At 39.1% G+C, this 26096-nt stretch carries 17 protein-coding genes and 3 pseudogenes; 6 read left to right on the top strand and 14 right to left on the bottom strand.

Annotated features, from left to right (window positions below; all coding sequences use genetic code 11):
* Nucleotides 1-91: 91 nt before the first annotated feature.
* Together ACMW72_RS02070 and glp are read right to left on the bottom strand one after the other, a co-directional pair.
* Nucleotides 92-1996 carry a molybdopterin biosynthesis protein gene (locus tag ACMW72_RS02070; RefSeq protein ID WP_418367167.1) on the bottom strand — a complete coding sequence of 635 codons (1905 nt, stop codon included), beginning with the start codon at nt 1994-1996 and terminating at the stop codon, nt 92-94.
* 99 nt (nt 1997-2095) lie between these two features.
* The gene (gene glp / locus ACMW72_RS02075) at nt 2096-3364 is read right to left on the bottom strand and encodes a gephyrin-like molybdotransferase Glp (protein WP_418367168.1); all 1269 of its coding nucleotides are present in this window, start codon (nt 3362-3364) and stop codon (nt 2096-2098) included.
* Between the two features lie 50 nt (nt 3365-3414).
* On the opposite strand from glp, the gene ACMW72_RS02080 reads away from it, so the two are divergent.
* Entirely contained in the window at nt 3415-3696 is a 282-nt protein-coding gene (locus ACMW72_RS02080) for a ubiquitin-like small modifier protein 1 (protein ID WP_418367169.1), read from the top strand.
* Nucleotide 3697: 1 nt separating this feature from the next.
* Nucleotides 3698-3991, top strand: coding sequence for a hypothetical protein (locus ACMW72_RS02085; protein ID WP_418367170.1), 294 nt, complete (start codon nt 3698-3700; stop codon nt 3989-3991).
* Nucleotides 3992-4200: 209 nt separating this feature from the next.
* Here ACMW72_RS02085 and ACMW72_RS02090 read toward each other — a convergent pair whose 3' ends face one another.
* A complete protein-coding gene (locus ACMW72_RS02090) occupies nt 4201-6003 on the bottom strand; it encodes an aldehyde ferredoxin oxidoreductase family protein (protein WP_418367171.1) in 1803 nt (600 codons plus the stop codon).
* A 245-nt stretch (nt 6004-6248) separates the two neighbouring features.
* Between ACMW72_RS02090 and ACMW72_RS02095 the strand changes: the two genes are divergently transcribed.
* Nucleotides 6249-6959, top strand: coding sequence for a molybdenum cofactor biosynthesis protein (locus tag ACMW72_RS02095; RefSeq protein ID WP_418367172.1), 711 nt, complete (start codon nt 6249-6251; stop codon nt 6957-6959).
* Nucleotides 6946-7980 (top strand): ThiF family adenylyltransferase, encoded by a 1035-nt coding sequence (locus ACMW72_RS02100; protein WP_418367173.1) that lies wholly within the window; start codon nt 6946-6948, stop codon nt 7978-7980. Before ACMW72_RS02095 ends, ACMW72_RS02100 begins: the two co-directional genes overlap by 14 nt.
* 65 nt (nt 7981-8045) lie before the next feature.
* On the opposite strand, the gene ACMW72_RS02105 is transcribed toward ACMW72_RS02100, so the two are convergent.
* Both ACMW72_RS02105 and namA read right to left on the bottom strand, forming a co-directional pair.
* Entirely contained in the window at nt 8046-8492 is a 447-nt protein-coding gene (locus tag ACMW72_RS02105; RefSeq protein WP_418367174.1) for a LysE family transporter, read from the bottom strand.
* Between the two features lie 44 nt (nt 8493-8536).
* The gene (gene namA, locus ACMW72_RS02110; protein WP_418367175.1) at nt 8537-9562 is read right to left on the bottom strand and encodes an NADPH dehydrogenase NamA; all 1026 of its coding nucleotides are present in this window, start codon (nt 9560-9562) and stop codon (nt 8537-8539) included.
* A gap of 331 nt (nt 9563-9893) precedes the next feature.
* On the opposite strand from namA, the gene ACMW72_RS02115 reads away from it, so the two are divergent.
* On the top strand, nt 9894-10697 hold the full coding sequence (locus ACMW72_RS02115; protein ID WP_418367176.1) for an NAD kinase: 804 nt from the start codon (nt 9894-9896) through the stop codon (nt 10695-10697).
* Here the strand turns inward: ACMW72_RS02115 and ACMW72_RS02120 are convergent.
* From ACMW72_RS02120 to ACMW72_RS02135, 4 genes are all read right to left on the bottom strand, one after another.
* A complete protein-coding gene (locus ACMW72_RS02120) occupies nt 10672-11991 on the bottom strand; it encodes a purine/pyrimidine permease (RefSeq protein ID WP_418367177.1) in 1320 nt (439 codons plus the stop codon). The two genes, ACMW72_RS02115 and ACMW72_RS02120, sit on opposite strands and share 26 nt — an antisense overlap.
* Before the next feature lie 79 nt (nt 11992-12070).
* The gene (locus ACMW72_RS02125) at nt 12071-15556 is read right to left on the bottom strand and encodes an efflux RND transporter permease subunit (protein WP_418367178.1); all 3486 of its coding nucleotides are present in this window, start codon (nt 15554-15556) and stop codon (nt 12071-12073) included.
* Between the two features lie 166 nt (nt 15557-15722).
* Nucleotides 15723-17144: an MFS transporter gene (locus tag ACMW72_RS02130; RefSeq protein ID WP_418367179.1), complete on the bottom strand. Its 1422-nt coding sequence runs from the start codon at nt 17142-17144 to the stop codon at nt 15723-15725.
* A 148-nt stretch (nt 17145-17292) separates the two neighbouring features.
* Nucleotides 17293-18348, bottom strand: coding sequence for a GAF domain-containing protein (locus ACMW72_RS02135; protein ID WP_418367180.1), 1056 nt, complete (start codon nt 18346-18348; stop codon nt 17293-17295).
* Between the two features lie 380 nt (nt 18349-18728).
* Between ACMW72_RS02135 and ACMW72_RS02140 the strand changes: the two are divergent.
* Nucleotides 18729-19750 (top strand): annotated as a pseudogene (locus ACMW72_RS02140) (helix-turn-helix domain-containing protein).
* A 187-nt stretch (nt 19751-19937) separates the two neighbouring features.
* Here ACMW72_RS02140 and ACMW72_RS02145 read toward each other — a convergent pair.
* From ACMW72_RS02145 to ACMW72_RS02165, 5 genes and pseudogenes are all read right to left on the bottom strand, one after another.
* Nucleotides 19938-20762, bottom strand: a complete 825-nt coding sequence (locus ACMW72_RS02145; RefSeq protein ID WP_418367181.1) for an AAA family ATPase — start codon at nt 20760-20762, stop codon at nt 19938-19940.
* 140 nt (nt 20763-20902) lie between these two features.
* Nucleotides 20903-22837 carry an anaerobic carbon-monoxide dehydrogenase catalytic subunit gene (cooS, locus tag ACMW72_RS02150; RefSeq protein WP_418367182.1) on the bottom strand — a complete coding sequence of 645 codons (1935 nt, stop codon included), beginning with the start codon at nt 22835-22837 and terminating at the stop codon, nt 20903-20905.
* Between the two features lie 125 nt (nt 22838-22962).
* Nucleotides 22963-23625 (bottom strand): Crp/Fnr family transcriptional regulator, encoded by a 663-nt coding sequence (locus ACMW72_RS02155; RefSeq protein WP_418367183.1) that lies wholly within the window; start codon nt 23623-23625, stop codon nt 22963-22965.
* Nucleotides 23610-24507 (bottom strand): annotated as a pseudogene (locus ACMW72_RS02160) (class I tRNA ligase family protein); the annotation flags it as partial. The gene ACMW72_RS02155 and the pseudogene ACMW72_RS02160, both read right to left, overlap by 16 nt.
* Nucleotides 24508-24679: 172 nt before the next feature.
* A pseudogene (locus tag ACMW72_RS02165) lies at nt 24680-26051 on the bottom strand (ISLre2 family transposase).
* Nucleotides 26052-26096 lie beyond the last annotated feature (45 nt).

Raw genomic sequence — 26096 nt, forward strand, 5'->3', positions numbered from 1 at the left:
CTTCCTCCCCGCTTTGAACGCTTCATTGTATGCTAAAATCGCACTGATCGAAACATACAAACGTTGCGTCGATGTTTATTTACAATTTCATTTATCCTAGTAGTAATTTTCCTGTATCCCTGCAACTATAACCGCCCATGGATTCTACTTCATTTTTAAATGATTCTGATGTGATCACTTGCATGAGAAGTTGCCCCAGTTCACTTTGATAGAATTCTTTGGTCATTAAGAGATCGTAACGTTCTTCTGCAACTGGAATGAAATCTAAGTCAAGCACTTTTGCAGCCGAATAGATTCCTAATCCTACATCGGCGTTGCTACCTTTTATCGCTGCGGCCAAACTTAAGTGGGAAAAATCCTCTCTTGTATAGCCATAAATTTGCTCTGGTGTAATCCCTGCTTGTTTTAATAGATAGTCAAAAAGGATTCTTGTACCTGCGCCTCGTTGACGATTAATATAACGTACTTCTTTTTTAGTTAAATCTTCAATAGAATGGATTCCTTTTGGGTTGCCTTTTTGCACGATCCATCCTTGCTGGCGATATACAAGGTTGACAAGGACAACTTCTTGATTGCCAATGTATTGCTTGATAAAGGGAATATTGTATTCTCCTGTCTTTTCATCGAATAAATGTGTTCCTGCTACATGGCTTTCCTCTTTACGAATGGCTAAGATTCCTGCCAAACTACCTACATGAGCAGAACTTAGAGAATACTTTGCATCCACTCTCTTGACTGCAGAAGCTAATAGGTCAAGAGTCAAATCATGGCTTCCTGCGAAGACAATAGTACGATCAATTTGCTCAAGGGGTTTGTATAATTCCACTTCCACCTCTTCCCCTTGTTCATACCCTTGGCTATGAATGGGAATTCTTAAAAGGCCATCTGCTCGAACCATTGACATGGTTACACCAGCTGAACGAGTTAAGGGATTGGCCACATATTGACCATTTACTTTGCCAATATTCAGGCGGATGAAATCTTCAGCTCCCATCTTGGATGTAATTCTTCTTCCTAATTTCACTTTAATTTTCCTCCGTTCTGGCATGGCAATCCCTTGGAACTGATGCATGAGAGGTTTGACAAACCAATCCATCGCAAGGTAAGCAGAAACAGGGTATCCAGGTACGCCGATAATCGGCTTGCCGTTATATCCTCTACCAAGCACGACGGGTTTTCCAGGACGCGTAGCTACACCATGTACAATGACTTCGCCAACCGATTCAATGACAGAAGAAGTGAAGTCTTCTCTTCCTGCTGAAGATCCTGCGTTCATTAAGACCATATCCGCTTCTTCTAACGCTTCTAGAACCGCTTGTCTAATCAATTCAAAATCATCAATGACGATCCCTTTATAAATAGGTTCGCCGCCCCATTCTTTGACAAAACCTGAAAATACCGTTCCGTTAAACTCAATGAGGTCACCAGCTTTTAGATCAACCGTTGGTTTTACTAATTCGCTTCCCGTTGGAATAATCGCAATCTTGGGTTTAGCAATCACAGGTACTTCCAAGATTCCCCCTGCTAATAATGCCCCTTGGTCGACTGGGCGAATTTTGTGATGAATGGGTAAAATCATTTCCCCTGCGACAATATCCTCACCGATTTGGCGAATATGTTTCCAGGGGCTTGCCGGTTCGATAATCTCCACTGTCTCCTCATCGATTTGATGGAGATATTCAACCATAATCACCGCATCAAATTGTTCTGGGATAGGGTCCCCTGTATCTACGACTTCGTAATCTTGATGCAGTTTTAAACGAAGAGGTGAATGTTCGTTGGCAGAATAGGTTTTTTCTGCTTTCACTGCAATCCCATCCATGGCTGAAGCATGGAAATTGGGGTTAGACACTTTGGCAAAGATGGGCTCTGCCGTAATCCGTCCAAGACTTTCTGTTGTGGGTATCATTTCTACTTTGGGTTGAAATTGAAACAACTTGAAATACTTTTCCTGTGCTTCATGGAGTGGTGTATCTTCTAAGTAGATTTTTCTCATCTTGATTTCTCCCTTTTTTTTAATCAAAATCTTAGAATCAATCGTTTTCGTTTCTTGTTTTCTATTCTAGCACGTGAAATCCTGTTTTCCTAAACTCTTTTATGAAAATAATAGGACATTCACCCATTCCCCTTCAACAATTCCTTCTTTAAATTCAGGAATCTCTATCATTCCATCGCTTTTTACGAGGTTGGTAATTAACCCTGATTTTCCAAAAACGGGGATTGCCCAAAGTTCATCATTTCGAATTTCTAACTTTACCCGCACATAATCTGTTCTTCCGACCTGAGAAGCTACATTTCGTGAAATTTTTGCTTTTAACTGTTTGGCAAATCGATTTGTTATCACTCCATGAAGTTGATTTAGGATTTGTGTTGCAAATAGATCAAATAGAACCATCGCAGACACTGGATGTCCTGGTAACCCCATCACTGGTTTACCATCACAGTTGGCAATGATGGTTGGTTTCCCTGGTTTAATCGCAACTCCATGAACGAAAACACCAGGTTGCCCCAATTCGTTCATCACTCGATTGGTATAGTCTTTGGTACCCATGGAACTTCCGCCAGATAAGATCAAAAAATCAACTTGCTCAAATAATTCTTTTGCCCTTTTTAAATATTCTTCGTATTCATCGGTTACGATTCCACCATAGATCGCTTCTCCGCCAAGGGCTTGTACCGCAGCGCTTATGGAGATGCCATTAATATCCCGAATTTGACCTGTTAATAACTCTTTCGTATCAGGGGGAACCAATTCATCACCTGTAGAGAGAATCCCCACTTTTATTTTACGATAGACGGTAACTTCTGTAATACCAATCGCTGCTAACCCACCTAGATCCTGTGGACGCAAACGATGCCCTTTTTTAAGGATCACTTCGTTTAATTTTACATCTTCTCCTTGTAAAATCACATTTTCCCTTGGAGCCACTTGTTCAAAGACATTTAATAAATCGCCAATCACTTCCACATCCTCAATCATCACGACAGCATCTGCCCCTTTTGGCAACATCCCACCTGTTGGGACATACATCGCTTCGCCATCGCGAATCTCTTGAGTAACCTCTTTGCCCATCTCCACCGAGCCGATGATCTTGAAAAAGGTTGGCATCGATTCGGAGGAACCATATGTATTCCTTGCTATTACCGCATAACCGTCCACGGTTGAACGGTTAAATCCAGGAACATCTTCGCTCGATACAATGTCACTTGCCAATACTCGTCCAACTGCTTCCATAATTCCTACAGTTTCTACATCATGGATCGCCTCAAACTGTTGTTGAATCTTTTCAGCTACTTCCTTTACCTGTTGAACGTCGAATAGTTCAACTTTTGATCCATCTTTGTGAAGATTTAGTAGTTCCAACTTATGTTCCCCCTTTTTTTCGATTATAATATGAATGAGGAGGTGACCCTATGCAAATCCAATTATTTGCCACTTATCGGGATCTTGTGAATGCAAAAGTTGTTGATATCCCTGTTCCAGATTTATTAACTGTGAAACAACTCTTACAATCATTAATCAACCATTATCCTGATTTTCAAGATGAATTATTTGTTGATAAGACGCAAGAACAATTAAAGCCCCATGTGAATATCTTTGTAAACGGCCGAAACATCATTTATTTACATGGATTAGACACTTTGATTTCGACAAAAGATGAAATTGCTTTATTTCCACCAGTTGGAGGTGGTTGATTTGTATGAAGAAACCCTTGAATTTCGTGGACTATCCCGATCATTACTCCTTGAATATTTACTAAATATTACACAATTAACATCTTCTTCTATTATAACAAATATAACAAATGAAGATGGAAGCGTAACCATACAAGCTGAAGATTGGGTGATCAACCTTTCCAAAGAAGAATCGTTTTCTATTATTTCTACGATCGTGATACCAAGAGTTTTTATTACCTTCCGTGGTGACAAGTTGAAGATTCAAGAGATGATTCAAAAATTAAAAATTCGAACCCTTCGAACAGGAGGGTAGTTGACCTTAATAAAAAAAACTTCTTTCGAAGTCTTTTCGAAGACGTAGTCGAGTTCTTCTTTATGAGGTAGTTTTTATGCCAATCGTTCAAGTTTAACTTCGATTTATTTCTTTAATGAAGTTAAACTTTCCGATGCGGTTAGAAAATCCAGCTATCAATCGATAGCTGGATTTCGTCTATTGATGAAACAAAAAGTTTGCCTCTTAATTTAGATAATCTCTAATTCTCTTAATTTCTCTTCTGGAACAACGCCATTGACCCAACCACGGCTTTGATAGTATTCTTCTAACATTTCTGATAGGTTGGAAACGACTCCTTCACTATGCTTGCTTCCACCTTCTGTTAAGAAACGTTTTGGTAATGTATCATCTTTACCATCAAAACCATTGAGGTTGTTATAATAACGCTCTAGGTTAACAATTCTCTCTCCTGTTTTCATCACATCTTCTGCGGTCATGTTACGGCCGATTAAAGTGGCCAACTGAGCTGCATATTCTTCTGCCCCTTCAGCAAACGAAGAGAATTTACAAATATCCATGGAGTCTCCAAAGGCCGCAAGATCTTGGAATATACGAGAGAGTGTACCTTTTCCTTTGCTTTCTAAACGGTCAGTTGGCTGAGGAATACCAAGAATTTCACTCGCAATTGTGTATCCGTTTACATGGCAAGCACCACGGTTACTGGTTGCATAAGTGACGCCAATCCCTTGAACACCACGTGGGTCGTAAGCTGGAATCCCTTGATCTTTTACTGTCATCGCAAGATCAGGAGCACCAATTTTCTTCGCTGCTTTTCCCGCGCCTTCTGCTAAAAGATCACCAATTCCTTCACGGCGAGCGATTTTATCAATAAGTTCGATCATCTTATCGGCATCGCCCCATTTAATCTCTTCTTCAATCAGACCTTTTTCTGAAGCTTCCATCGCAAAAGCAATGGCTACCCCTGCATCGATTGTATCGATACCATAACGGTTACATTGATCTAACATATATGCGGATGCTTCTTTATTATCATTTCCACACATCGCACCAAGAGACCAAGCGGTTTCATATTCCATTGATTCAACCTTTGTCTTATACTTCCCGTTCTTTACTTCCACTTCTTTCTTACATGCAACAGGACAAGCATGACAAGTTGGTTCAGAGACTAATAACTCTTTTCGATAAGATTCACCGCTAATATTATCTGCTTGATCAAAATGTGAATATTTTCCGTTATAAGCGGGTAAAGAACTTACGGCATTTAATGTATTCATCAATACGTTTGTACCATATACAGATAGTCCGCCTTTACCTGGTGAAGTAATTGGACTATCCATGATAAGTTTCAATGCTTTTTTCCTTGCTTCCTTATGTTCTTCTTCTTGAACGGGTTTTAGCATATTCTTTTGAGAACCGCGGATCACAATTGCTTTTAGGTTCTTGCTACCAGCAACAGCGCCAACTCCCCCACGTCCAGCGGCACGGTTTTTCTCATTGATAATACTTGCAATTTTTACTAGATTTTCGCCCGCTTGTCCTATGGCCATCACACTTAGGTCTTGCTCTCCATAACGGTCAACCATTGCTCTAACCGTCTCATAAACATCTTTTCCCCAAAGGTCACTGGCATCATGGATTTCTACCTTACCATCTTCTACAAAAAGGTACACAGGTTTGTCTGCTTTGCCCTTGATCGCAAAGCCATCAAACCCAGCCCAACGAATTCGAGCACCTGTCCATCCGCCCATATGGGAGTTTGTAATGGTTCCCGTTAATGGAGACTTGGTAACAACAGCCACACGATTTCCCATCGTAACTTGGGTACCCGTGGTTGGACCTGTTAAAATGGTAAGTAAGTTGTCTGGTGATAATGGATCAACTAGGGGACCATTATCGAAAACATATTTTACTCCAAGTCCTCTACCGCCGATGTACTTTCTAGCATCTTCTTCGTCAATCTCTTTGTACTCAATCGTCCCGTCTGTTAAATTAATCCAAGCGACTTTATTCAAATACCCATCTAACTTCAACCGATTTTACCTCCCTTTTTCTATTATTTTATCCCCAAAAATTGACTGGTAAAGTTTAAAAAGTACCAGTCTAATTATTATAATATCATGACTTGGAAGAAAATAAAATCTTTCTAAAAATTTTATAATCTTAAATCAATTGTATCAATTACTAAAAATTCTTCATGGATTTTTGCTTTTCCAGAAAAGAAAGTTAATGATACAATAGGTCATGAAATGATTTTTCTAGTGAAAGGGCGAATTCTATGAAGATAACCGTAAAATTTTTTGCAGGTATTGCTGAAATCACTGGAAAACGAGAACACGAATTACATTTCGATCACTCCCCTCGCGTTGAAGATCTCGTCAATGCTCTTGTGCTTGATTTTCCTCAAGCTGCTGAAATGATTAAAAGAGCAATGGTATCTATTAACCATGATTATGCAAAACCTGAACAAAACATTACTGAAAACGATGAAGTTGCTTTAATACCCCCAGTAAGTGGTGGAGAAGAACCCCTTTTTGAAGTAACGACAGAACCATTATCTGCTGATCGACTCATTGCAAAAGTTTCTAATCCTTATGCTGGAGCGATTTTGACTTTTGTTGGCACTGTACGAGAATTCACTCACGGGAAGAGAACCGTGTACCTCGAATATGAAGCATATCCGGAAATGGCGGTAAAGAAAATGGAAGAGATCGCCAATGAAATAAAGGAAAAATGGCCAGGAACAAAAGTAGCCATGTCCCACCGCGTTGGGAAACTTGCTATTGAAGAGATCAGTGTTATTATTGCTGTTGCCACACCCCATCGAGATGCTGGTTTTGAAGCAGGGCGTTATGCGATAGAACGTTTGAAACAAATTGTTCCTGTGTGGAAAAAAGAAATCTGGGAAGATGGCGAAGAGTGGATTGGACATCAAGAAGGACCTTGGAAAATACAAAACGAAGAGGATGGTCAGAATGGATCAAAATGAATTACGATACTCAAGGCAGCACCTTTTCCCTTATATTGGAAAAGAGGGGCAAGAAAAATTAAAAAATAGTCGGGTAGCAATCGTTGGAATGGGTGCTTTAGGGACAGCCTTAGCTAATCATATGGTTCGTTCTGGTATAGGTTATGTTCGTATTATGGATCGGGACTTTGTGGAATATAGTAACTTGCAACGACAAATGTTATATGACGAAAAGGATGCAAAACAAGGTCTTCCGAAAGCGATCGCAGCAAAAAAGAAACTAAATGCCATTAATTCTGATGTCATCGTTGATGCTCATGTAACGGATCTCACATGGAAGAACGCTGAAGAATTACTTTCTGATGTCGACCTCATTCTCGATGGAACCGATAATTTTGCTGTTCGCTATCTGATTAATGATGTGGCAGTTAAACATGGAATCCCTTGGATTTATGGTGGTGCGGTGAGTTCCAGAGGAATGACGATTACCATCATTCCAGAAAAAACTCCCTGTTTCCGTTGTCTTTTTCCTGAAGCTCCAGCACCAGGTACGACCCAAACTTGTGATACCGCTGGGGTTATTGGACCCATTATTCAATTGGTAGCTGCTTACCAAGCAACAGAAGCGCTCAAATTGTTAGTTGGTGATCATGAACATTTGAGCACTTCCTTACGTAACTTTGAACTATGGCAAAATGATTATTCCGAAATCAATGTAAAAAATGCGCGAAATCAGGACTGTCCCACATGTGGTCATCATCATTATGAATACCTTGATCCAAAAGATAAATCGGAACGAGTCGTATCCTTATGCGGTCGTGACACGATCCAAGTCACTCCGTCCCAAGAAACAAAACTGGATCTAAAGAAATTGGCACAAACCTTACAACCTATTGGTCGTGTGGAAGAGACACCTTTTCTCCTTCGCTTTTATGTAGAAGATTATAAGTTGACGATTTTTCCAGATGGAAGAACTTTGGTTCAAGGGACAGATGATTTAGTAATCGCCAAAAATCTATTTGCGAAATATATTGGAAGTTAAGGAAAACAGGTATGAATGTTTTTGCCTAGCAAAGAGTAAGCTAATGGTCTTACTCTTTTTTCATGCTATAAAACAGCAGGAAATCTCATAACAAAAAAGTGAAGTCCAACAGTTGCCCACCACAAAGACCAATAAGGATTGGATAAACTTGTGAATATACCAATCACTTCAGGTGACAGGGAGAAAGTGGAAGAGGTCACTGCTAACTCAAGTTTTTCCCGATTGAATAGGCTATTACGAGCGATTCCCCATCCCATCCAAAGCAAAAACAATCCACCAATCGTCGCGATGATGCCTTTCACTGTTGATAATAAGAGAAACTCCCCCAACCCCATCATTAAACCAATGATGAGAATTAACTCTAAAATACCATGACCCAAAATTAATCTTGGCCCAGCGATCGTGCCTCGATGATAACTTTCGTTAATTGTAGCCGTTAGTAACGGTCCTGGCATCATCGCACCAGAGAACCCGATTATCAATGCCGTTATAAATAATGAACCAACTCCCATCTCTCCTCCACCACTCTTCACTGTTCTTAATCTAATTACTGATCTTATCTCTTTGCTCTTTCATATGGTTTTGGCCACTCTATGTCAACATTTAATTTTTTCGCTGCATGTAATGGCCAGTATGGATCCCTTAAAAGCTCTCTACCCAATGCAACGAAATCAGCCCGATCGTTAAAAAGGATCTCTTCAGCTAATTCAGGTTCTGTGATTAAACCTACTGTAATGGTGGGGATTCCTACTTCCTCTTTAATGCGCTCTGCAAATTTTACTTGATAACCGGCCCCAACTTCAATTCTTGCTGGAACGAGTCCACCTGAACTGACATCAATCACATCGATTCCCCATGTTTTTACGATTTTCAGCATCTCGATCATTTCTTGAAGATCAATTCCCCCATCCGCATAATCCGTCGCTGATACACGGAGTAAAATGGGTTTATGACTCGGCCATACTTTTTTAACAGCTTTAACAATTTCTTGTAAAAACTTTAACCGACCTTCTCTCGATCCACCGTAAGCATCGTTTCGTTGATTGGATAATGGGGATAAGAATTCATGAATCAAATATCCATGAGCACCATGTAATTCAATAATATCAAATCCTGCTTGATCTGCGCGTCTTGCTGCATCAGCAAAGGCTTGAACAACCTCTTCAATCTCTTTTTCTGTCATTTTCTTTGGAATAACAAAACCTTGATCAAAAGGAATTGGACTTGGTGCAATCACCGATTCACGATCACTAATTTCTGCTTTTCTTCCAGCATGGGCTAGTTGAATTCCTATGACACTCCCCTGTTTATGAGCGAAATCAACGATTTCTTTTAAACCGGGAATTTGATCATCATTCCAGATCCCTAAGTCCTGATCAGTAATTCTCCCTCTTGCTTCTACAGCGGTTGCTTCTACGATGATCAAGCCAACCTTGCCAACTGCTCTCGCTCCATAGTGAACTTTGTGCCAGTCTGTCACTTTTCCATCTTGCTTTGCTACATATTGACACATTGGCGACATGACAATTCGATTTGGAATCATAATCTCTTTTAATTGAGTGGACTGGAATAATTTTGACATTCATGGTCCTCCCTTTGTACATGAAAAGACTTCCTATTTTATTTTGCTTTTTATTTTGCTTAACCATAGTTTACCACATATTGATAGAACTTTCTTTACATTCTTCTTCAAAAAATTGGGTCCTTTCCTCGTTTTTTCTGTCAGTCATAAGGCCCATGGCCTTATTTCTCCAAATAGCAAGAGGATAAAAGCTGTACCGCTGTTGATTAATAAAGTATCCATAAAAACGCTATGAGCAAAGTAATTTTTGAACTAATTTTAATTCAGTTTATTTTTTCCGTTTTTTGTGATTAAATTAGAACTAGAAATCAAATCTGGAGGTTACTACTTCATGAAATTTTCAGTTGTACACCGTGGAGACGAACAATCGATATCCATCACTGAGCAATTCTATCATTTAGCTAAACAATACCATTTAATTGAAGATAATCATAACCCACATTTAATTATATCGATCGGTGGAGACGGGACGATGTTAGAAGCCTTTCATTCGAATAAACATCGTCTTAACGAAGTTGCTTTTTTAGGCATTCATACAGGGCATTTGGGGTTTTATGCTGATTGGCAACCTAATCAGTTGGAAACCATTGTTTCATTAATTGCCACTCAATCGATGAAGACCATCGAATACCCTCTATTAAAGATAAAGATTCAAACCCATGATCAAAAAATTTATGAGTACCTTGCACTTAATGAATTTACTGTGAAAAATTTGGAGAAAACATTGGTCATGAAGATCAAGATTAATCATGAGGACTTTGAAATGTTTCGAGGAGATGGGTTATGTATTTCGACCCCATCAGGAAGTACAGGTTATAACAAAAGTTTGGGAGGAGCGTTGATCCATCCTTCTCTTGAGTCCATTCAGGTGAGTGAAATGGCATCAATTAATAACCGCGTCTATCGAACGATTGGATCACCCCTTGTTTTGCCAAAACACCATTATATTGACTTATATCCCCAACACCAGGGAGAAATTCGCTTTACCCTTGATCATTTGAGTATGCAAATGAAAAATGTTTATTCCATTCAAGGTTTTGTGGCTGACGAAAAAATTCGTTTTGCAAGGTATCGTCCATTTCCTTTTTGGAGTCGGGTACGTGAAGCTTTTATTGGCAATCAGCATTTGGAATAAGATGTTCAAGAATCATGTTGACGATGACTCCTAAAATGAGTCCATTACCAAGTAAATAACTAAACACCGGATGTAAATGAGCAAGGGTCTCTTTTGGAATAAACATAACTCCAATCCCGATTATCATCGTTAGTCCAATAATGGTTAAATTTCTTTGATTAAATGGGATTTGCTCATAATCTTTTAAGCCAAAACCAAGCAATTGTCCAAATGCTGTGAAAAGTACCGCATAACCAACTGGCGATGGTAAGGCAGCAAAGAATAATCCTACTGAAGGAATAAAGCCAATTACCATCATGATTACAGTCGATAAAATGAAGGGAATACGCGAGGCATTTCCCGTCATCTTAATCAGTCCTGCAGCAATTGCCAACGGGACAAGTCCCACAATAGCCCCTACCCCTGATAAAATATGAGCAATTCCCGTAATAATTCCCCCGCGGTTAAAATGCTTTTCTTCGACGGGTATCTCGCAAACTGCACCGGTAACCGAGATGCTGGTAATTAGATTGGATAACAAAATAAATCCCGTTAATAAAGAGATTAAAGTAATACCCAAATCAAAGACCGGCTTTCCAAAAGCGAATAACGTTGGTATCGTAAAAAATGAATTTGTTACTGAAACAGGTTGACTCGCCATACCGAAGATCGCATAAACGATCCATCCAACTGCAATTCCAATGAGAATGGAAAAACTTCGAAGAAGGAGAATTCGAGATTTAGACAAATAGAGAATAAAGGAAACTAATAGAATCGAAATCAGTGCGACTTGCCATTGTACCTCATCCCCTTGAAAGCCAATTCCTAACATTCCCTTAATTAAAGAACCGCTCATCGATACAGTAAGTAAGATCATATAAGTACCTGTAATCATAGGAGTGAATAACTTTTGGATCTTACTGATAACTCCTGTCACTCCGAGTATGAAAAAGACAATTCCCGTAATCATTAAACCCATTTCGAGATTTTGCCCCATTTCAGTTGAGGTTTTATGCAGGACTGGCGCCAAATTCAACAAAATCAGAAAGATCCCCCACCACATCCCTGCAGGGCCTTCTATAATGGGAAGGCGATGTCCTATCATCACTTGCAGAAATGAAGCTAGCCCAACGAAAAGAAAGGTTCGCCTTACAAATTCCCCTGTCTCCATTGCTGAAAGTCCAAAAGCTTGACCGATTATAACAGGTACAACCAAAGAACTAGCCAATGTCATTACAAACCACTGTACAGCAGACAACACTGAAATCCATAACGGTGGACGATCATCAAGGTAAAACGTCAACTTTTGTTCCATCTCTCCCTACTCCTCTATGACTAGTGTAGAAAAAAGGTCCAATAAGAATTATACTCCTATTGGACGAAATGACAAAAGATCAATCGTTCATTGAGCGAATGGAGCCCACGATTTGAGCGTTCGTGTTTGATTTTCCAAGTGCCAATACTCGATTGCGAACCCCATCTAAAACCATGTAAGCAACTGGCACAATAACCAAAGTTAAAAGCGTTGATGTCGTTAATCCTGCAATCACAACGACCGCCATTGAGCGAGAAATTAATCCACCTTCCGTGGAAATGGCTAATGGTAGCAATGCTCCAACTGTCGCTAATGCAGTCATCAAAATTGGACGAAGTCGAGTAACACCTGCTTCAATCAATGCTTCACGTAACTTCATACCTAAACCCCGGTTTTGAATGACACGATCCATATAGACGATTGCATTGGTAACCACAATTCCAATTAACATGAGAAAACCAACCATTGCTGGCATTCCTAATGCATCACCAGAAAAGTATAGGCCCCAAAGTCCCCCAACGAAGATAAAAGGTAGTGAGAATAAAATTCCAATCGGTGCGATCATTTCACCAAATCCAATCAACATCACGAGATAGACCAACAAAATCGCGACAACGATGGCAATTCCCATATTTTTAAATCCTGTAGAAATCTCTTTACTTTCTCCTTCAAAACGAATTGTGACCCCTTCTGGTAATTGGATTTTCTCTATTCGTTTTTCAATTTCATCTTGAATCGCAGAGGAATTATCTGTGGTAAATCGTCCTTGTATGGAGACGTATTCTTGTTGGTTTAAACGTTGAATCGAAGTTGGACCTGGTTTTTGTTCAATTGTGGCAACATCTGACAACTTCACTTGTTTTCCTGTCATTGATGTAATCGTTTGGTTACGAATCGATTCAAGTGAATTCAAATCATCCACTTTTAACCCAAGATTCACATCTGTGGTTTTTCCGTTTAGGTTCACATTCATGACCGGATCACCACTAATCATTTCTCTTACCGCTATAGCAACCATAGCAGGGTTCAAGCCATTCTCTGCTGCTTTCTTCGGATCAACCTGAACCGAAATTTGCGGTTGAACAGCCGATACATTGGAACTCACATCGGCTAAACCTGGGACATCTTTGATTTGATTTACAATCATTGCCCCTGCTTCTTTTAAAGAAGCCATATCCGTACCATTCACCACAATATATAGGCCACCGTAACCTGAAGCTAAACCTAAAGGTGTTAATGCTGTTGTTACACCTTGATCTAAGTTAGCCGTATTTTTTCGGATGTATTGTTCAAAAGCTTTGGTCTGTTCTTGCGTTAGATCATCTTTTAATTCAATCTGTATTTCAATTTTTTCACCGATAATATTCGTTTGAAAGTGTTTAACATCGTTTCGTTTTGCTAATAAGTTCTCAATCTTCTTCGCCATTTGATCTGCTCTTTCATCTGTCGTTCCTAATGGAAGAGCGACACCAAGATTATAGGAAACCGTCTTTTCCGTTGGCATAAAGTTTTTAGGAATATGAGGAACTAACGCAACTGCACTCCCAAACAATAAGGAAGCAACAAGTAAAACGATGAATTTATGTTGCAAAGACCAACCAAGTAATCGGCGATACCCTCGTTGTAAGACGTTATCTTTTGGTTCATGGTGTCTCATGTTCATTAAGAATAAACGAGACAATAACGGAACAACAGTAATTGCTACAATTAACGAGAAAAGTAAGGCAATAACGACGGTAACAGCAAATGGGACGAAAAATTTGCCGACGATTCCAGGCACAAATGATAACGGTACAAAAACTGCAATTGTCGTGAAAGTAGAGAATGTGACTGCTTTTCCTACTTCTTTAGTTGCATCAATAATGAGCTCTGGATCGCGTTCTTTGCTAGCACTCAAACGCCGATAGATGTTTTCAATAACGACAATCGAGTCATCGACGACACGGCCAACTGCAATCGCCATCCCGGCAAGGGTCATAATATTTAAGCTATAACCAAACCAGTATAAAGCAATCATTGATGCGAAGATCGATAATGGAATCGATAATATGGCAACAATCGTGGACCGCCAGTTCCGTAGAAAGATAAAAGTCACAATAACAGCAAATAACGCACCTAATAGAGATTCTCTTAACATTCCATTTACCGATTTTTTCACTTGAATGGAACTATCACGAAGTTTCGTTAATTGATAGCCTTTTGGTAACTTGATCTCTTTTAATTTTTTTTCTACCTTTTTTACAAGTTCAACCGTATTCGTACCTGGTTGTGCTTTAATATCGGTTACGACAGCAGGTTTCCCGTTAAGGCGTGTAAGAACGATACCATCTTCAGATTTATAAGTAATTTCTGCAATATCCGTTAAAGGAATCACATCAATTTTTAACGATGGATTCATCGTCGAATGATTCTGAATTGTTGGCGTTTTTGGGTTAGAGGCCATTCCTTTTAATTCATTGGCTAACTGGGTTCCAGAAGATTTAACTTGTTTTTGAAGCTCAGTCAGTTTCGATTGTAAGCTTGTGATTTGCGCTTGTTCTATTTGAATTTTTTTCTGTAATTCCTCAATTTGTGGTTGAAGTACTTGAGCTTGTTCGGGAGTTTTCTGTAACTGCTGCATCAACCCATTCAGTTGTGCTTGATCCTGTAACATCATCGATGAAAGTCCAAAGATTCCATTCATGATTTCAATCTGCCCTTGAATCATCAATTGGTTTCCTGTTAATGTTCCCACTCCTTGACCAAGCTGCCCCATCGTAGAACCAACGACATTAAATCCTTCGCCAACAGATTTAAAAGCATTTGAAAATCCACTTAAATCTTGCTGTATCGAGATTAATTGCACCTTTTTCAGATCATCAATCGAGTGAATTTTGTTGCCCACTTCCACATTTAAGCTTTTATTGTCTGCTGTCACTTCTCCAGCAGGAAAAGAGATATTATTGGCAAGAAGTATCTGTTTTACTTGATCCAAGGTCAAATTTTTATCTTTCAGTTTTTGGGGATCAACCCGGATAAAAATCTTTTTCTCTGCCAAACCTTTTACATCAACGGAAGAAACCCCCTCAATTGTCGCTAAACTAGGTTGGATGTGATCTTTGATATATTGCTGAATCGTTGCTTGATCCTCATTTGCTGTGACACTGAATGAATAGATAGGTGCAGCTGTTGGCCCCTCCTTACGGATCTGAGGTTTCTGTGCCCCTTCTGGCAACTTGATTGTTGCTAAAGCACTGTTTACATCCTTTTCCGCTTGATCCATTGAATGATCCAAGTTGAATTCTAGCGTCGCTGCTGTATAATTTGTGCCTGCAGTGATATAGAGGTTTTCGATATTTTTCAAGCCTGAAAATGCTTGCTCCATTGGTTTACCAATGTCTTCTAATGACTGTTCTGGCGTAGCTCCGGGATAGGCTACAATAACGGTCAAATAGGGTATATCAACATTCGGCATTTCTTCTAACTTCATGTTGGATGCCGAATACACTCCTCCTAAAAGAATCAGGATCATGGCCATAAAGATGACACCCACGTTTTTCATCGAAAAACGAATCCATGAATTCATGTTTTTCCCTCCAAACTTCCTCCATTCAATCATCCTTTCCTATTCTAGCACATTTCACTGACCCGCGAGTCAATTATTTTCGTGGACAATATACTAATTTTACTTAGATGGCAAAAAAACAAAAAAGGTGCAAGATAAATTCGCACCTTAAAGTTCGATTTTTTATTTAGTATAATTCCTTTTTCTTTTTTAGTGAGACTCGTAGACGACTGATTAGTACGAGTAATGTCACCACTGCCAAACCGCTGCCAAATAAAAATACAAACGAGACACTTTCGACATATTGATGAACTGTATCACTTGCTCCCATCATCCATTGGAATAAAAAAACAACAACTGCAACACCACTTACTCGTCCAAAGTTACGCACCGTTGCAATAATTCCACCTGTAACCCCTGTTTGACCGACAGGTACACTTTCTAGGATCGCCACATTATTCGGAGATTGAAACATACCTACGCCAATTCCAAACAGGCTTAAGGCAAGCACAACATGAAAAGGCTGTGTTGTCGTATCATACTGCCCCATCATCCACAAGGAAATGGCAGTTACTCCCATTCCAATTACTGAAGGTAGGTCATGACCAACCCGATCAGACAACCATCCAGCAATCGGTGCAGCAATCATCATCGCAATCGCCTGAGCAGTCATCAAGAAACCAATTTGGTCTACGCTAACATGAACCACATGATGTAAATAAAGCGGCAATAGAATGGATGGAAACATGATTAACACATAGGATACATAACCCGCAAAATTCCCAATCGTAAAAGTAGGGTTTTTAAAGAAGGACAAATCAATAAGTGGTATTTTTACTCGATTCTCCCAATAAACAAATCCGATCCAAGCAACAATCGCAATGATAAGTGAAGTCAAACTCGCCACACTACGAAATCCCCATTCCTGTGATTGAGAAACATAAAGTAACAAGGCCGTCATTGCTACGAAAAAGATCGCTGAACCAGCATAGTCTAATCGTTCCTGTTGATCGTCAAGTTGGTCGGGTGGGAGAAGAATATAAGTTCCTACAATTCCTAGAATACCAATAGGAACGTTCACCCAAAAGATCGCTGGCCATCCGAAATGATGAATAAGAAATCCACCAAGTGCTGGTCCAACAATGGTTCCCGCTGCAACAACACTCCCAATTGCACCTAAAGCCTTCCCTCTTCGTCCAGGCGGAAACGTATAGGCAACGATGGACATCACATTTCCTTGCATAATCGCACCACCAACGCCTTGAATAATGCGAAACGCCACAAGCTGCCAGACTGTTGCAGATAATGCAGAGAGAAACGATCCGAAAGTAAAGATAGAAAGTCCAATCATAAACATTTTTTTTCGCCCTTTGATATCGGACAGTTTCCCTACGGCTGGTAGAATACTTGTAATCACCAATAGGTAACCAGAGATCACCCACTGTAAGGTTTGGGGTCCGGCGGAAAAGTAATCTTCTAAAACAGGTAATGCAACATTTAAAATACTTGCATCTACATTGGTCATAAAGGTTCCTGTTGTGACTGCAATAAATATTAACCAAGGGTAAAAATGATAGTGTGAGAGCTTGTCCCGGAATTGTTGATGCATCGTTTATCGACTCCTTTCATAAGTGACAAAAAGATCATTATTTTTCCCTTGATAAGCTTGATTTTAAGCCAAGAAGAGAAAGAAGAAATCTCTGCTTTATTCCATGAACTCAATACTGAGATTCAATAAGATAATTTTGAAACATGTGTTATGAAAAAGGATTTTGGTAACTCCATACTGGAACTTGCATTACAAGATGGAAACCACCTTCTTCACGATAAGATATAACCGATCCTCCAATTTGCCCAATACGCTCATAAAGTTGGCCAAATGTTTCTTTCGTTGATAGGATGGAACGATTACTTTTAAATTCTATCAGAAGATAATTTCCTTCACGCCCGATACTGACATTCGTTTGATCATCTTTATTTTGATTCAGTATCGTAAAAATTACTTCCATATTATAAATAAGCGTTTGCTGTACATCATTCGTAATCTCTACAATCGATTGGTCTAAAACTTCAAACTCGATCTTCCCTTTTTTCTCTTTATTTGACTCCTTTTGTTTTCGTAGCAAATATTGAATAAAATCATTTTGATACAATTGTTGATCTAAAGATTGAGTTTTGTCTAAATCAGCCTCATGAAGAATACGGTCATAAATGTTTGCCCTCTCTAGTTCTTTTGCAATTTCCTGCCCTACGTTCTTCGTTTCTTGTTCATCAATATCTTCAAATACTCTTTCCGTTCTTTGACCAATTAAGAGAACACCATAGATTTTTTGCTGAAATGACACGGGTACAGCCAAAACACTTCGAAGATGTTCGATTAAAATGATCGGATATTCGATTGGATAGCCAATCGTATCATAGGGGAAATTTTCAATCTTAACTGTCCGATTCAATTGAACCACTTCACCAGCAATTCCTTTCCCCATTCGAATGACAATTCGTTTATACCGTTCATTACTAGCTCCAATAGCTAAACGCCAACGTATCTCATCGGTCATGACATCATAAATAGCTAAAGCCACAAAATCCACATTTGTCTTTTGTTGTAATTGTTCCATTTTGGCTATGATGATATCTCGTAAGCTTCGATTCGTATTTTCAACTTCTTTTATGCTTTGCTTATTCCTCAAGGAAACTTCAAAATTATTTTGTTCACGATTAAGATTTTTCCCAAAACGAAAACCAAGAAGAAAACCAATGATAAGGGTCAAAATAAAAGCAAACACAATAAAAATCAATTGATAAATGTTCAATTTTCTTCTCTCTCTTTCACAAAAGTTTAAATCTATTTTACTTGAAAATAGGAAAAACTTAAAATTAGAAAATTCCCCTATATCTAGTCATTTTCTTAGAAAAAAAACTTTCTTCATTTACTCCATCCTATTAACCTAATTCTAAACTTTTCCCCAACCTACCTCCAAAAGAGATTGAGGCGGAGGATGAATCGCCTAATCAAATCACATCGGTATAATACATGCAAAATTATACCAATCTATACTTTAATAAAAAACCCGAATCTTAGACTCTTTTTTTTTGTGTCTAAAATTCGGGGTTATCGTTCAAATGATATGCTCCCCTTAAGGTAGACAGGTTAAAAAACAAAAATCTGTTTAATCTTAAGGGGAGTTTTTCTATGGGGAAACAATCGTACTCTACTCAATTCAAGCAGGAAGTGGTGCTTGCTTATCATATTGGAAATTACACCTTGAAAGAAATTTGTTGTCAATATCAAATCACGAAATACTCCGTAATAGAATGGGTAAAGAGGTTTGAGTTATATGGAATAGAAGGTTTAGAAAAATCAACAACCAGAAAGCGTTACACGAAAGGAACCAAAGATGCAGCTGTAAGGGATTATTTATCGGGTCAATATTCTCAATATGAGATTGTCAGAATCTATGAAATCTCCAGTCGATCCGTTCTCCAACGATGGGTGGAGCGTTATAATCGTCATAGGGAATTAAAGGATACGTCGAAAGGAAGGACGAGCTCTATGGCAAAAGGAAGAAAAACCACGTGGGAAGAACGGATTCAGATTGTCGAATATTGTTTGGAGAACAATAGAAATTTTCAAATGGGCTGAAACATATAAAGTTTCCTACCAACAAGTTTATCAATGGGTAAAGAAATATGAAGATGGTGGAGAAGAAGCACTGAGAGATAGACGAGGAAGGAAAAAAGAAGAACAAGAGCTCACACCAGAAGAAAAGCTCAAATTAGAAATGAAGAAGCTTGAACGAGAGAATGAACGGTTACGAGCAGAAAACGCATTCTTAAAAAAGTTAGAGGAACTCGAAAGGATGCGGGAATAAGCCAGGTACGATTTCCCGATACATATATAGCTATTCAAGAGTTACATGAGGAAGAAGGCTTTTCTATTACTCTACTTTGTGAAATCGCTGGGATCGCGCGGTCCTCTTACTATAAATGGTTAAATCGAACCCCCTCCAGAGAACAACCTTTCATTCATAGTGATCGTGGATTTCAATATACTTCACTTGGATTTAAGAGGAGAATTGATGAGGCAAAGATGACTCATAGTATGTCACGTGTTGGTAGGTGTATTGATAATGCACCAATGGAATCTTTGATGAACGACTTCAAAAACGACTAAACGGCCTCAGCCCTATGGAATATAGGACCCAAGCCGCTTAGCTGATTTTAATTATTTCCACTGTCTACTTGACAGGGGGCAGTTCATACCCCCATAACAGGAACCATATACCTTTCCATATTTTTTTTGAATAATTAACTCCTTTATACATTACGGCTCCTACTAATATTGTAGCAGTACCCCATACTTCCACTTCAAGTATTCCGTCAGGTATATGCATATTTCCCCCTACTTTCTAAATGTTAAATTGCCATTTTCCTCGGTATTGGTCATTTCTTCTAATAATCGTTCATATATTTTGTAAGCAAATTCAACACTTTTTAGAGCGCTATGAAAAACTCCTGCACCTGACAAATCCGCAGAAATTAATTCCGGGTCATATGGCATTATTCCTAAAATAGGTATAAAGTCTAAGGATTTTTTAATGATTTCTTCATCACCGGAACGAACCTTGTTTGCGACTGCATAAACTTTTGTAACTCCTAAGTCTTGAGCTAATTTCACTACCGCCCTGGCTGTCTGAAAACTCCTTTGCCCCGGTTCAACCACAACAATAAATGCATCCACTCCTTCAGCGGTTCCGCGTCCTAGATGTTCTAAGCCTGCTTCCATATCTACAATCACGGTTTCATCAGCCTTAACAACAAGATGACGAAGTAACTGTTTTAGAAGACTATTTTCCGGACACGCACATCCGGCACCACCTGTCACTACATTCCCCATTCGCATTAGCTTTATTCCGTTATGCTCTACTGCATATTTTTCCGGAATATCACTAACAAGGGGATTAAGTGAAAATACCTGACCGGTTTTCCCCGGTTCTGCTCCGGTACGCTCTTTAATTAATTTTTTATCTTCAGCAATAGTAGTCAATTTATCCAGTATATCTTGCGGAAAACCCAATGCTGTCCCGAAATTGGCATCCGGGTCGGCATCAACTGCTAAAACCTGCTTTCCCTCTTGCGCAAAGATATGTGCAAGGAGGGAGGAAAGAGAAGTCTTTCCTACTCCGCCTTTACCCGATACAGCAATTTTCATTCCTTTATCTGACAATGATATCAGCCCCTATAATTTTTAATTTGTATTTATCTTTTAAATATGGGACTAAGTCCCCATTTCTTTAAGTGGGATTTTAATCAGGTGGAGTGGACTCTCCACCTGATTCCCCGATGTTCAGCTTTAGCTGAACGAGTTCACTCTCCTAATAGTTCAGCTCTTTTTTTCTTTATTCTTTCTATTACCACATGCGCTGCTTCGATAGGATCCTTCTCGTAGATTACTTTTCCTCCAAATAGACCATCAGTTGTTAATTCATGTTCTTCTTTACTTCCCGTTAAAAAATTAGTAACCAACTCTGATCCGCCGATAGGCGGCATAATCCCAACATGGACGTCTACACCATGAGCAAGGAAATAAACACCAATGGCTAATGCTTTAGGATTCATTATTTCAGGAGTTGAACCCGCAACAGGTAAATCCTTTGCTTCTACACCGATATAATCAGCTAAAGCACTTACCAAGTCAGCTATGCGTGAATTATCAACGCAGCTACCCATATGCAGAACAGGAGGTAGAGCTTCCATACCATTAGCCTGACCAACAGCTGTAAGAACCTGTTTTAATCCATCACCACAGTACTCCAATCCTTCAGGTGATAATAATCCGAATTTACCTAAAGAATGGGCGGAACAACCTGTAGCCACAACCATCACATTATGCTTTAGCAGTTCCTTTGCCATTTCTACATTTGCCCAATCCTGCTTAACCCTTGGATTTGTACAGCCTACCAACGCTACAACACCTAAAATATTACCGGCCTTAATATTGTCTACTAATGGCTTTAACGGATCTTCCGGGTTTACATTTTTGAGAGCCTCGACGATTTGTTCAGTAGAAAATCCGGCATAAGCATCAACAATTTCCGGTGGAATTTGCATTTTTTCCGGATCTCTTTTCCCAAAATTAGCTATAGCTTTACGGACAATGGCTTGTGCCACCTCGTCAGCCTTTGCCGGAGTAAATTCAATATGAGAAGCCCCCGGGATTTTGGAGTAGGGGAGAGAAGTAATTACCTCTGTATGGTAATCATTTGACACAGTAGGTAAACTAGGCATTACACATTGAATGTCAACTGCCATAGCTTCAACAGCGCCTGTTAAAATGGGGGCTTCTTGACTGGCAAAATTAGTTGCTACAGGTATACCTTTGCGCATTAAGACTTCATTGGCTGAACAGCAGATTCCAAATACGTTAATCCCTTCAGCGCCAACAGCTTTAGCTTCATCTTCAAGCTTTTCTGCCCACTCAACCACCTTATCTGCAAGCATAGGTATATGACCATGTACAGAAATATTCACCATTTTTTCTTTAATTACGCCTAAACGATATTTGGACTTCACTAGACCAGGAGTACCGAACAGAACATCCTGTAAATCAGTAGACAGATGTAATCCGGCATATCCGTCAGTTATACCTAATCTCATAACACCGAGTAACAGGTTGACCGGATCGGCATCGGAGCCCATGGTTACACGATTAATAGCAACTGTTAACTCATGATGGGCATTTGCCGGTATTATATTTAACTCTTTCCATCTTGCCAGAGTTTTTTGATTAGCATTCATTTCTAACCAAGGTAGTATTCCATACTGCTGTTGAAAGCTTTCCAAAGCTTTTAAAGCAACATCTTTAGCCACTTCCTCAATTTCTTTGCCATCTACTGTTAATCCTAATTTTGAGGCAATATTGATTAATTTTTCCGGGTTTTTAATCTCATATGGTGCTTTCCCTTCTGCTGTTTCTAACAGGGTCAATGCAACTTCTCTAGCATGCTCAATGTGAGGAGCCATTCCTTGGGCCACCATCTCCAAAAAGTTCCTTGCTACTATCTGGTCAGCAGTAGCACCGCACACTCCTGTTTGAGGACCTTTACCTCCGGGTAAAATGCGGCACGGTCCGGCAAGACAGCGCTTACAACAAACCCCCAATTCTCCAAACGTACAGCGTGCACCGATTTCCGAGTTGCGATCAAAGGCAGTTTTAACGCCTTCATCACGTGACTTGAGGATCATTTGCTGTACACCTGTATCAATGGTTAAATCTTCCACTGATAATAATTTCTCCTTCATTCTTTAACCTCCCGTTATATATCACTGTGATATTTATCACATTCATTGTAGCAAGCACAGAAAAAAAATACTGTCGGGTAACCGACAGTATTCGATAAAAATAAAGATTATTCTAAAATTTGTTTTTATTCCATTGCCAACTGCTCAAGCTTTGGTAAATTTTGAATGAGGAAAGATCGCCGATCAATTTTTTTAAGGATATCCGATTTACGAAAGTCATTTAAAAGCATAGATACTGTTTGTCGGGTAGAGCCTATAATCATAGCCAATTCTTCAGTAGTTAACCCTATTTCTACCCTGATGCCGTCTGCTGTTTGCTTTCCCTTATCCTCTACAGCTTTAATAATAAATTCTGCCAATCTCATGCGAGCTTCTTTAAAAGCCAAACCATTAATAATAGTGATGGAATTTTTCAGTAAATCGCCAAGCACATGAACCATAATTAATGCTACATCAGGTATTTCTGCGATTATCTTTCTTAAAACCTGAATATCAGCAACTAATATTGTAGTATTTTCTAAGGCTTGACAAAATGCTCTGGTATGAGTACTAAAAATATCACCCGGTTCTAAAATAGATAACGTAAATTCTTTGTCTCCACTTACCAGATAAACCCGTACCCGACCGGTCTTTATAAAAAAAATAAGGTTACTGTGCTCATTAGGAGTAAAAATTACTTCTTTTTTAAAAAACTGTTTTTCCCGAAACTTCTTGAAATAATCACTCAAGTCTGGAGAACTTAAAACATTGATCAAATCAATATCAGTTAATTTCATCCTTGTTGGCATCCAGCTTCCCCCTCACCTATGAAAAAATTGTGGTAGCCTACCACAATATTAACCAGTTTACCCGGTACAGCAATCTTTTTCCGAATTGTTTTTCCTTCGATCGCTGCTTTTACTTTTTCCAGATCAAGTGCCATTTCAATCATTGCATCCTTGTCCATATCGGTTGGAATATTTGCCCGTTCCATAATTTTACCGTTTACTTGGACAACTATTTCTACTTCGTTTTCAATAGTTAGCTCTTCATCGTATTCCGGCCAAGATTGGTAAGTTATCGTTTCCGTGTTGCCGAGATTCTGCCATAGCTCTTCAGCAATGTGCGGTGCTATTGGAGAAAGCATCTGCACAAAATGTTCCTGCTTTATATGCCTCATTCACAAATATCATCATTTGACTGATTGCTGTATTAAAACGAAGGTTTTCGTAGTCTTCTGTTATTTTTTTAATCGTTTTATGCCAAGTACGCTTAAAGCTTTCTGTGCCCTCACAAGAAGTGATTTTCGGATTTAATTGGCCTTCTTCGGTAACAAACAAGCGCCATATCCGATTCAAAAAGCGATAAGATCCTTCTACACCATTTGTATTCCAAGGCTTGGTTGCCTCGAGCGGACCCATGAACATTTCATACATTCTAAGAGTATCTGCTCCATATGTGTTAACAATCTCATCTGGATTTATCACGTTTCCACGGGATTTACTCATTTTTTCCATATTTTCGCCTAAAATCATACCTTGGTTGACTAGTTTATAAAAAGGTTCCTTTGTACTGACAATGCCGATATCATACAGTATTTTATGCCAAAACCGTGCATAAAGCAGATGGAGTACGGCATGCTCAGCTCCTCCAATATACAAATCAACAGGCAACCATTTTTCGTTTGTGTCAAGTTATTCTCGATCAACCTTTAACACTAGCAGTTACAGCATTCTATTTTTGTACACTTTCCATAGCTACCGCGCTATCGCTTGGTGGCCTGGGTTAATTAGTAAGCTCTAAAGACCCTAACTAATTAACCTAGGTATTTCGAATACTCTTCATAAGATTTCCTATTGCCGTTTAGTGAGAAGTATACAAGATAATGGAGCCTTGCTTTACTCCAATCGATGGACGAGTGCTCTCCCGTAGAATTTGTGCTAATCTTACGGTTTTCTTCACGTCACGTTGTTTTCTTTCACTTCTTCGTTGTTGCGCCAGATAAGTAGTTCTTAATGTTTTATTTAAGATTCCTTGTTTCACTTTTACCATCGCTTCTGCACCTTCTAAACTCCAATGCATTCCTCGCTTTTTCATCCGGTAGGATACATGACGTTGATTGGATTCCATTGCCCCTAAACTCCTTGCATCCTTTGGTGGGTTTTTTACTTTTTCTCTCCAATCAAACATACGGCTCCAGTTATTTTGTATGTATGAGCGAAAAGCCTTTACTTTTTCTATTTGTTTCTGTTCATCGAGTGTACTTTCATATGTATCCAACCATAACGTAAAATCATCTAGATTGTGTTCTTTTAAAGCTTTTCTAATGGAATCCTTGTACTCGCTCTTCCCACCACCTATTGCCTTATTTAATGCCTGTGCAATATGATAGGGGTCTAACTGATTTAAAACAGCATAGCGAGACTGTGAAAAGGCTTCTTGAAACTTCTCCGCAGTATAGCCTTGCCCTCCATCGCTATTTGAAACAATCTGTGTATTTTCTAATGAATATTGATGGGCGGTAAATGCCTGAACTTCTTTCCAAAAATCTGCTGTTAATTGAGTCGTCATAATCACTTTTGGTTCGCGCAAAGCTACCCGTTTCCCGTTCTTTTCCCATCCTTCATGTACAACGGCATGGCGAACTTCTAAACTTTTTTTCTTCTTTGTTCCTTTAATAAATACGCCATCTGCCTCCACGTATAAATAATCTACTTTTTTACCTTCTGGTAAAGATGCAGCTTCATCTAACTCGATAGCCATTTCTTTATCCGCCTTAGCTTGTGCTTTTCCTACACGTTACGATACTTCCTATGGTTTGATGACTAATGTTAACTGCTGTCCATTCCTGTAATATACGTGCGGATTCACGATAGGTACTCTCACTTGCTAGTTCTGCTACTTTCACTTCAACTAAAGGACTATATCGCTGGTATTTCCGTATTCCTATCCACTCATCAAAAGGATAGTGAGAGTCCCCCTTTTTGTCACCTATTAATGTATGTTGGAAACGTACAACGCCAAACGTAAATTGAATCGTTTTCCAATCTTCCCTTTTTACGAACCAACCTTTTTCTTGTTGTTTTTCCTTAATGACTTGGTTTAGCTGCGTAAAAATCTCCCCTAACAAAGAAGCGAATACCTCATGCATATAATTTTGAATGTTTTCCTCTAACTCAATTAAATTATTTGTATTCTTTATTAACTGATATAATCTTGTTATAATATTCTCCATGAGAAGGCCTCTTTCTAAAATGTATTTGCGTGGAAGCATACATTT

Origin of the sequence: Tepidibacillus sp. LV47, assembly GCF_048381575.1 — a bacterium.
Classification (GTDB): domain Bacteria; phylum Bacillota; class Bacilli; order Tepidibacillales; family Tepidibacillaceae; genus Tepidibacillus.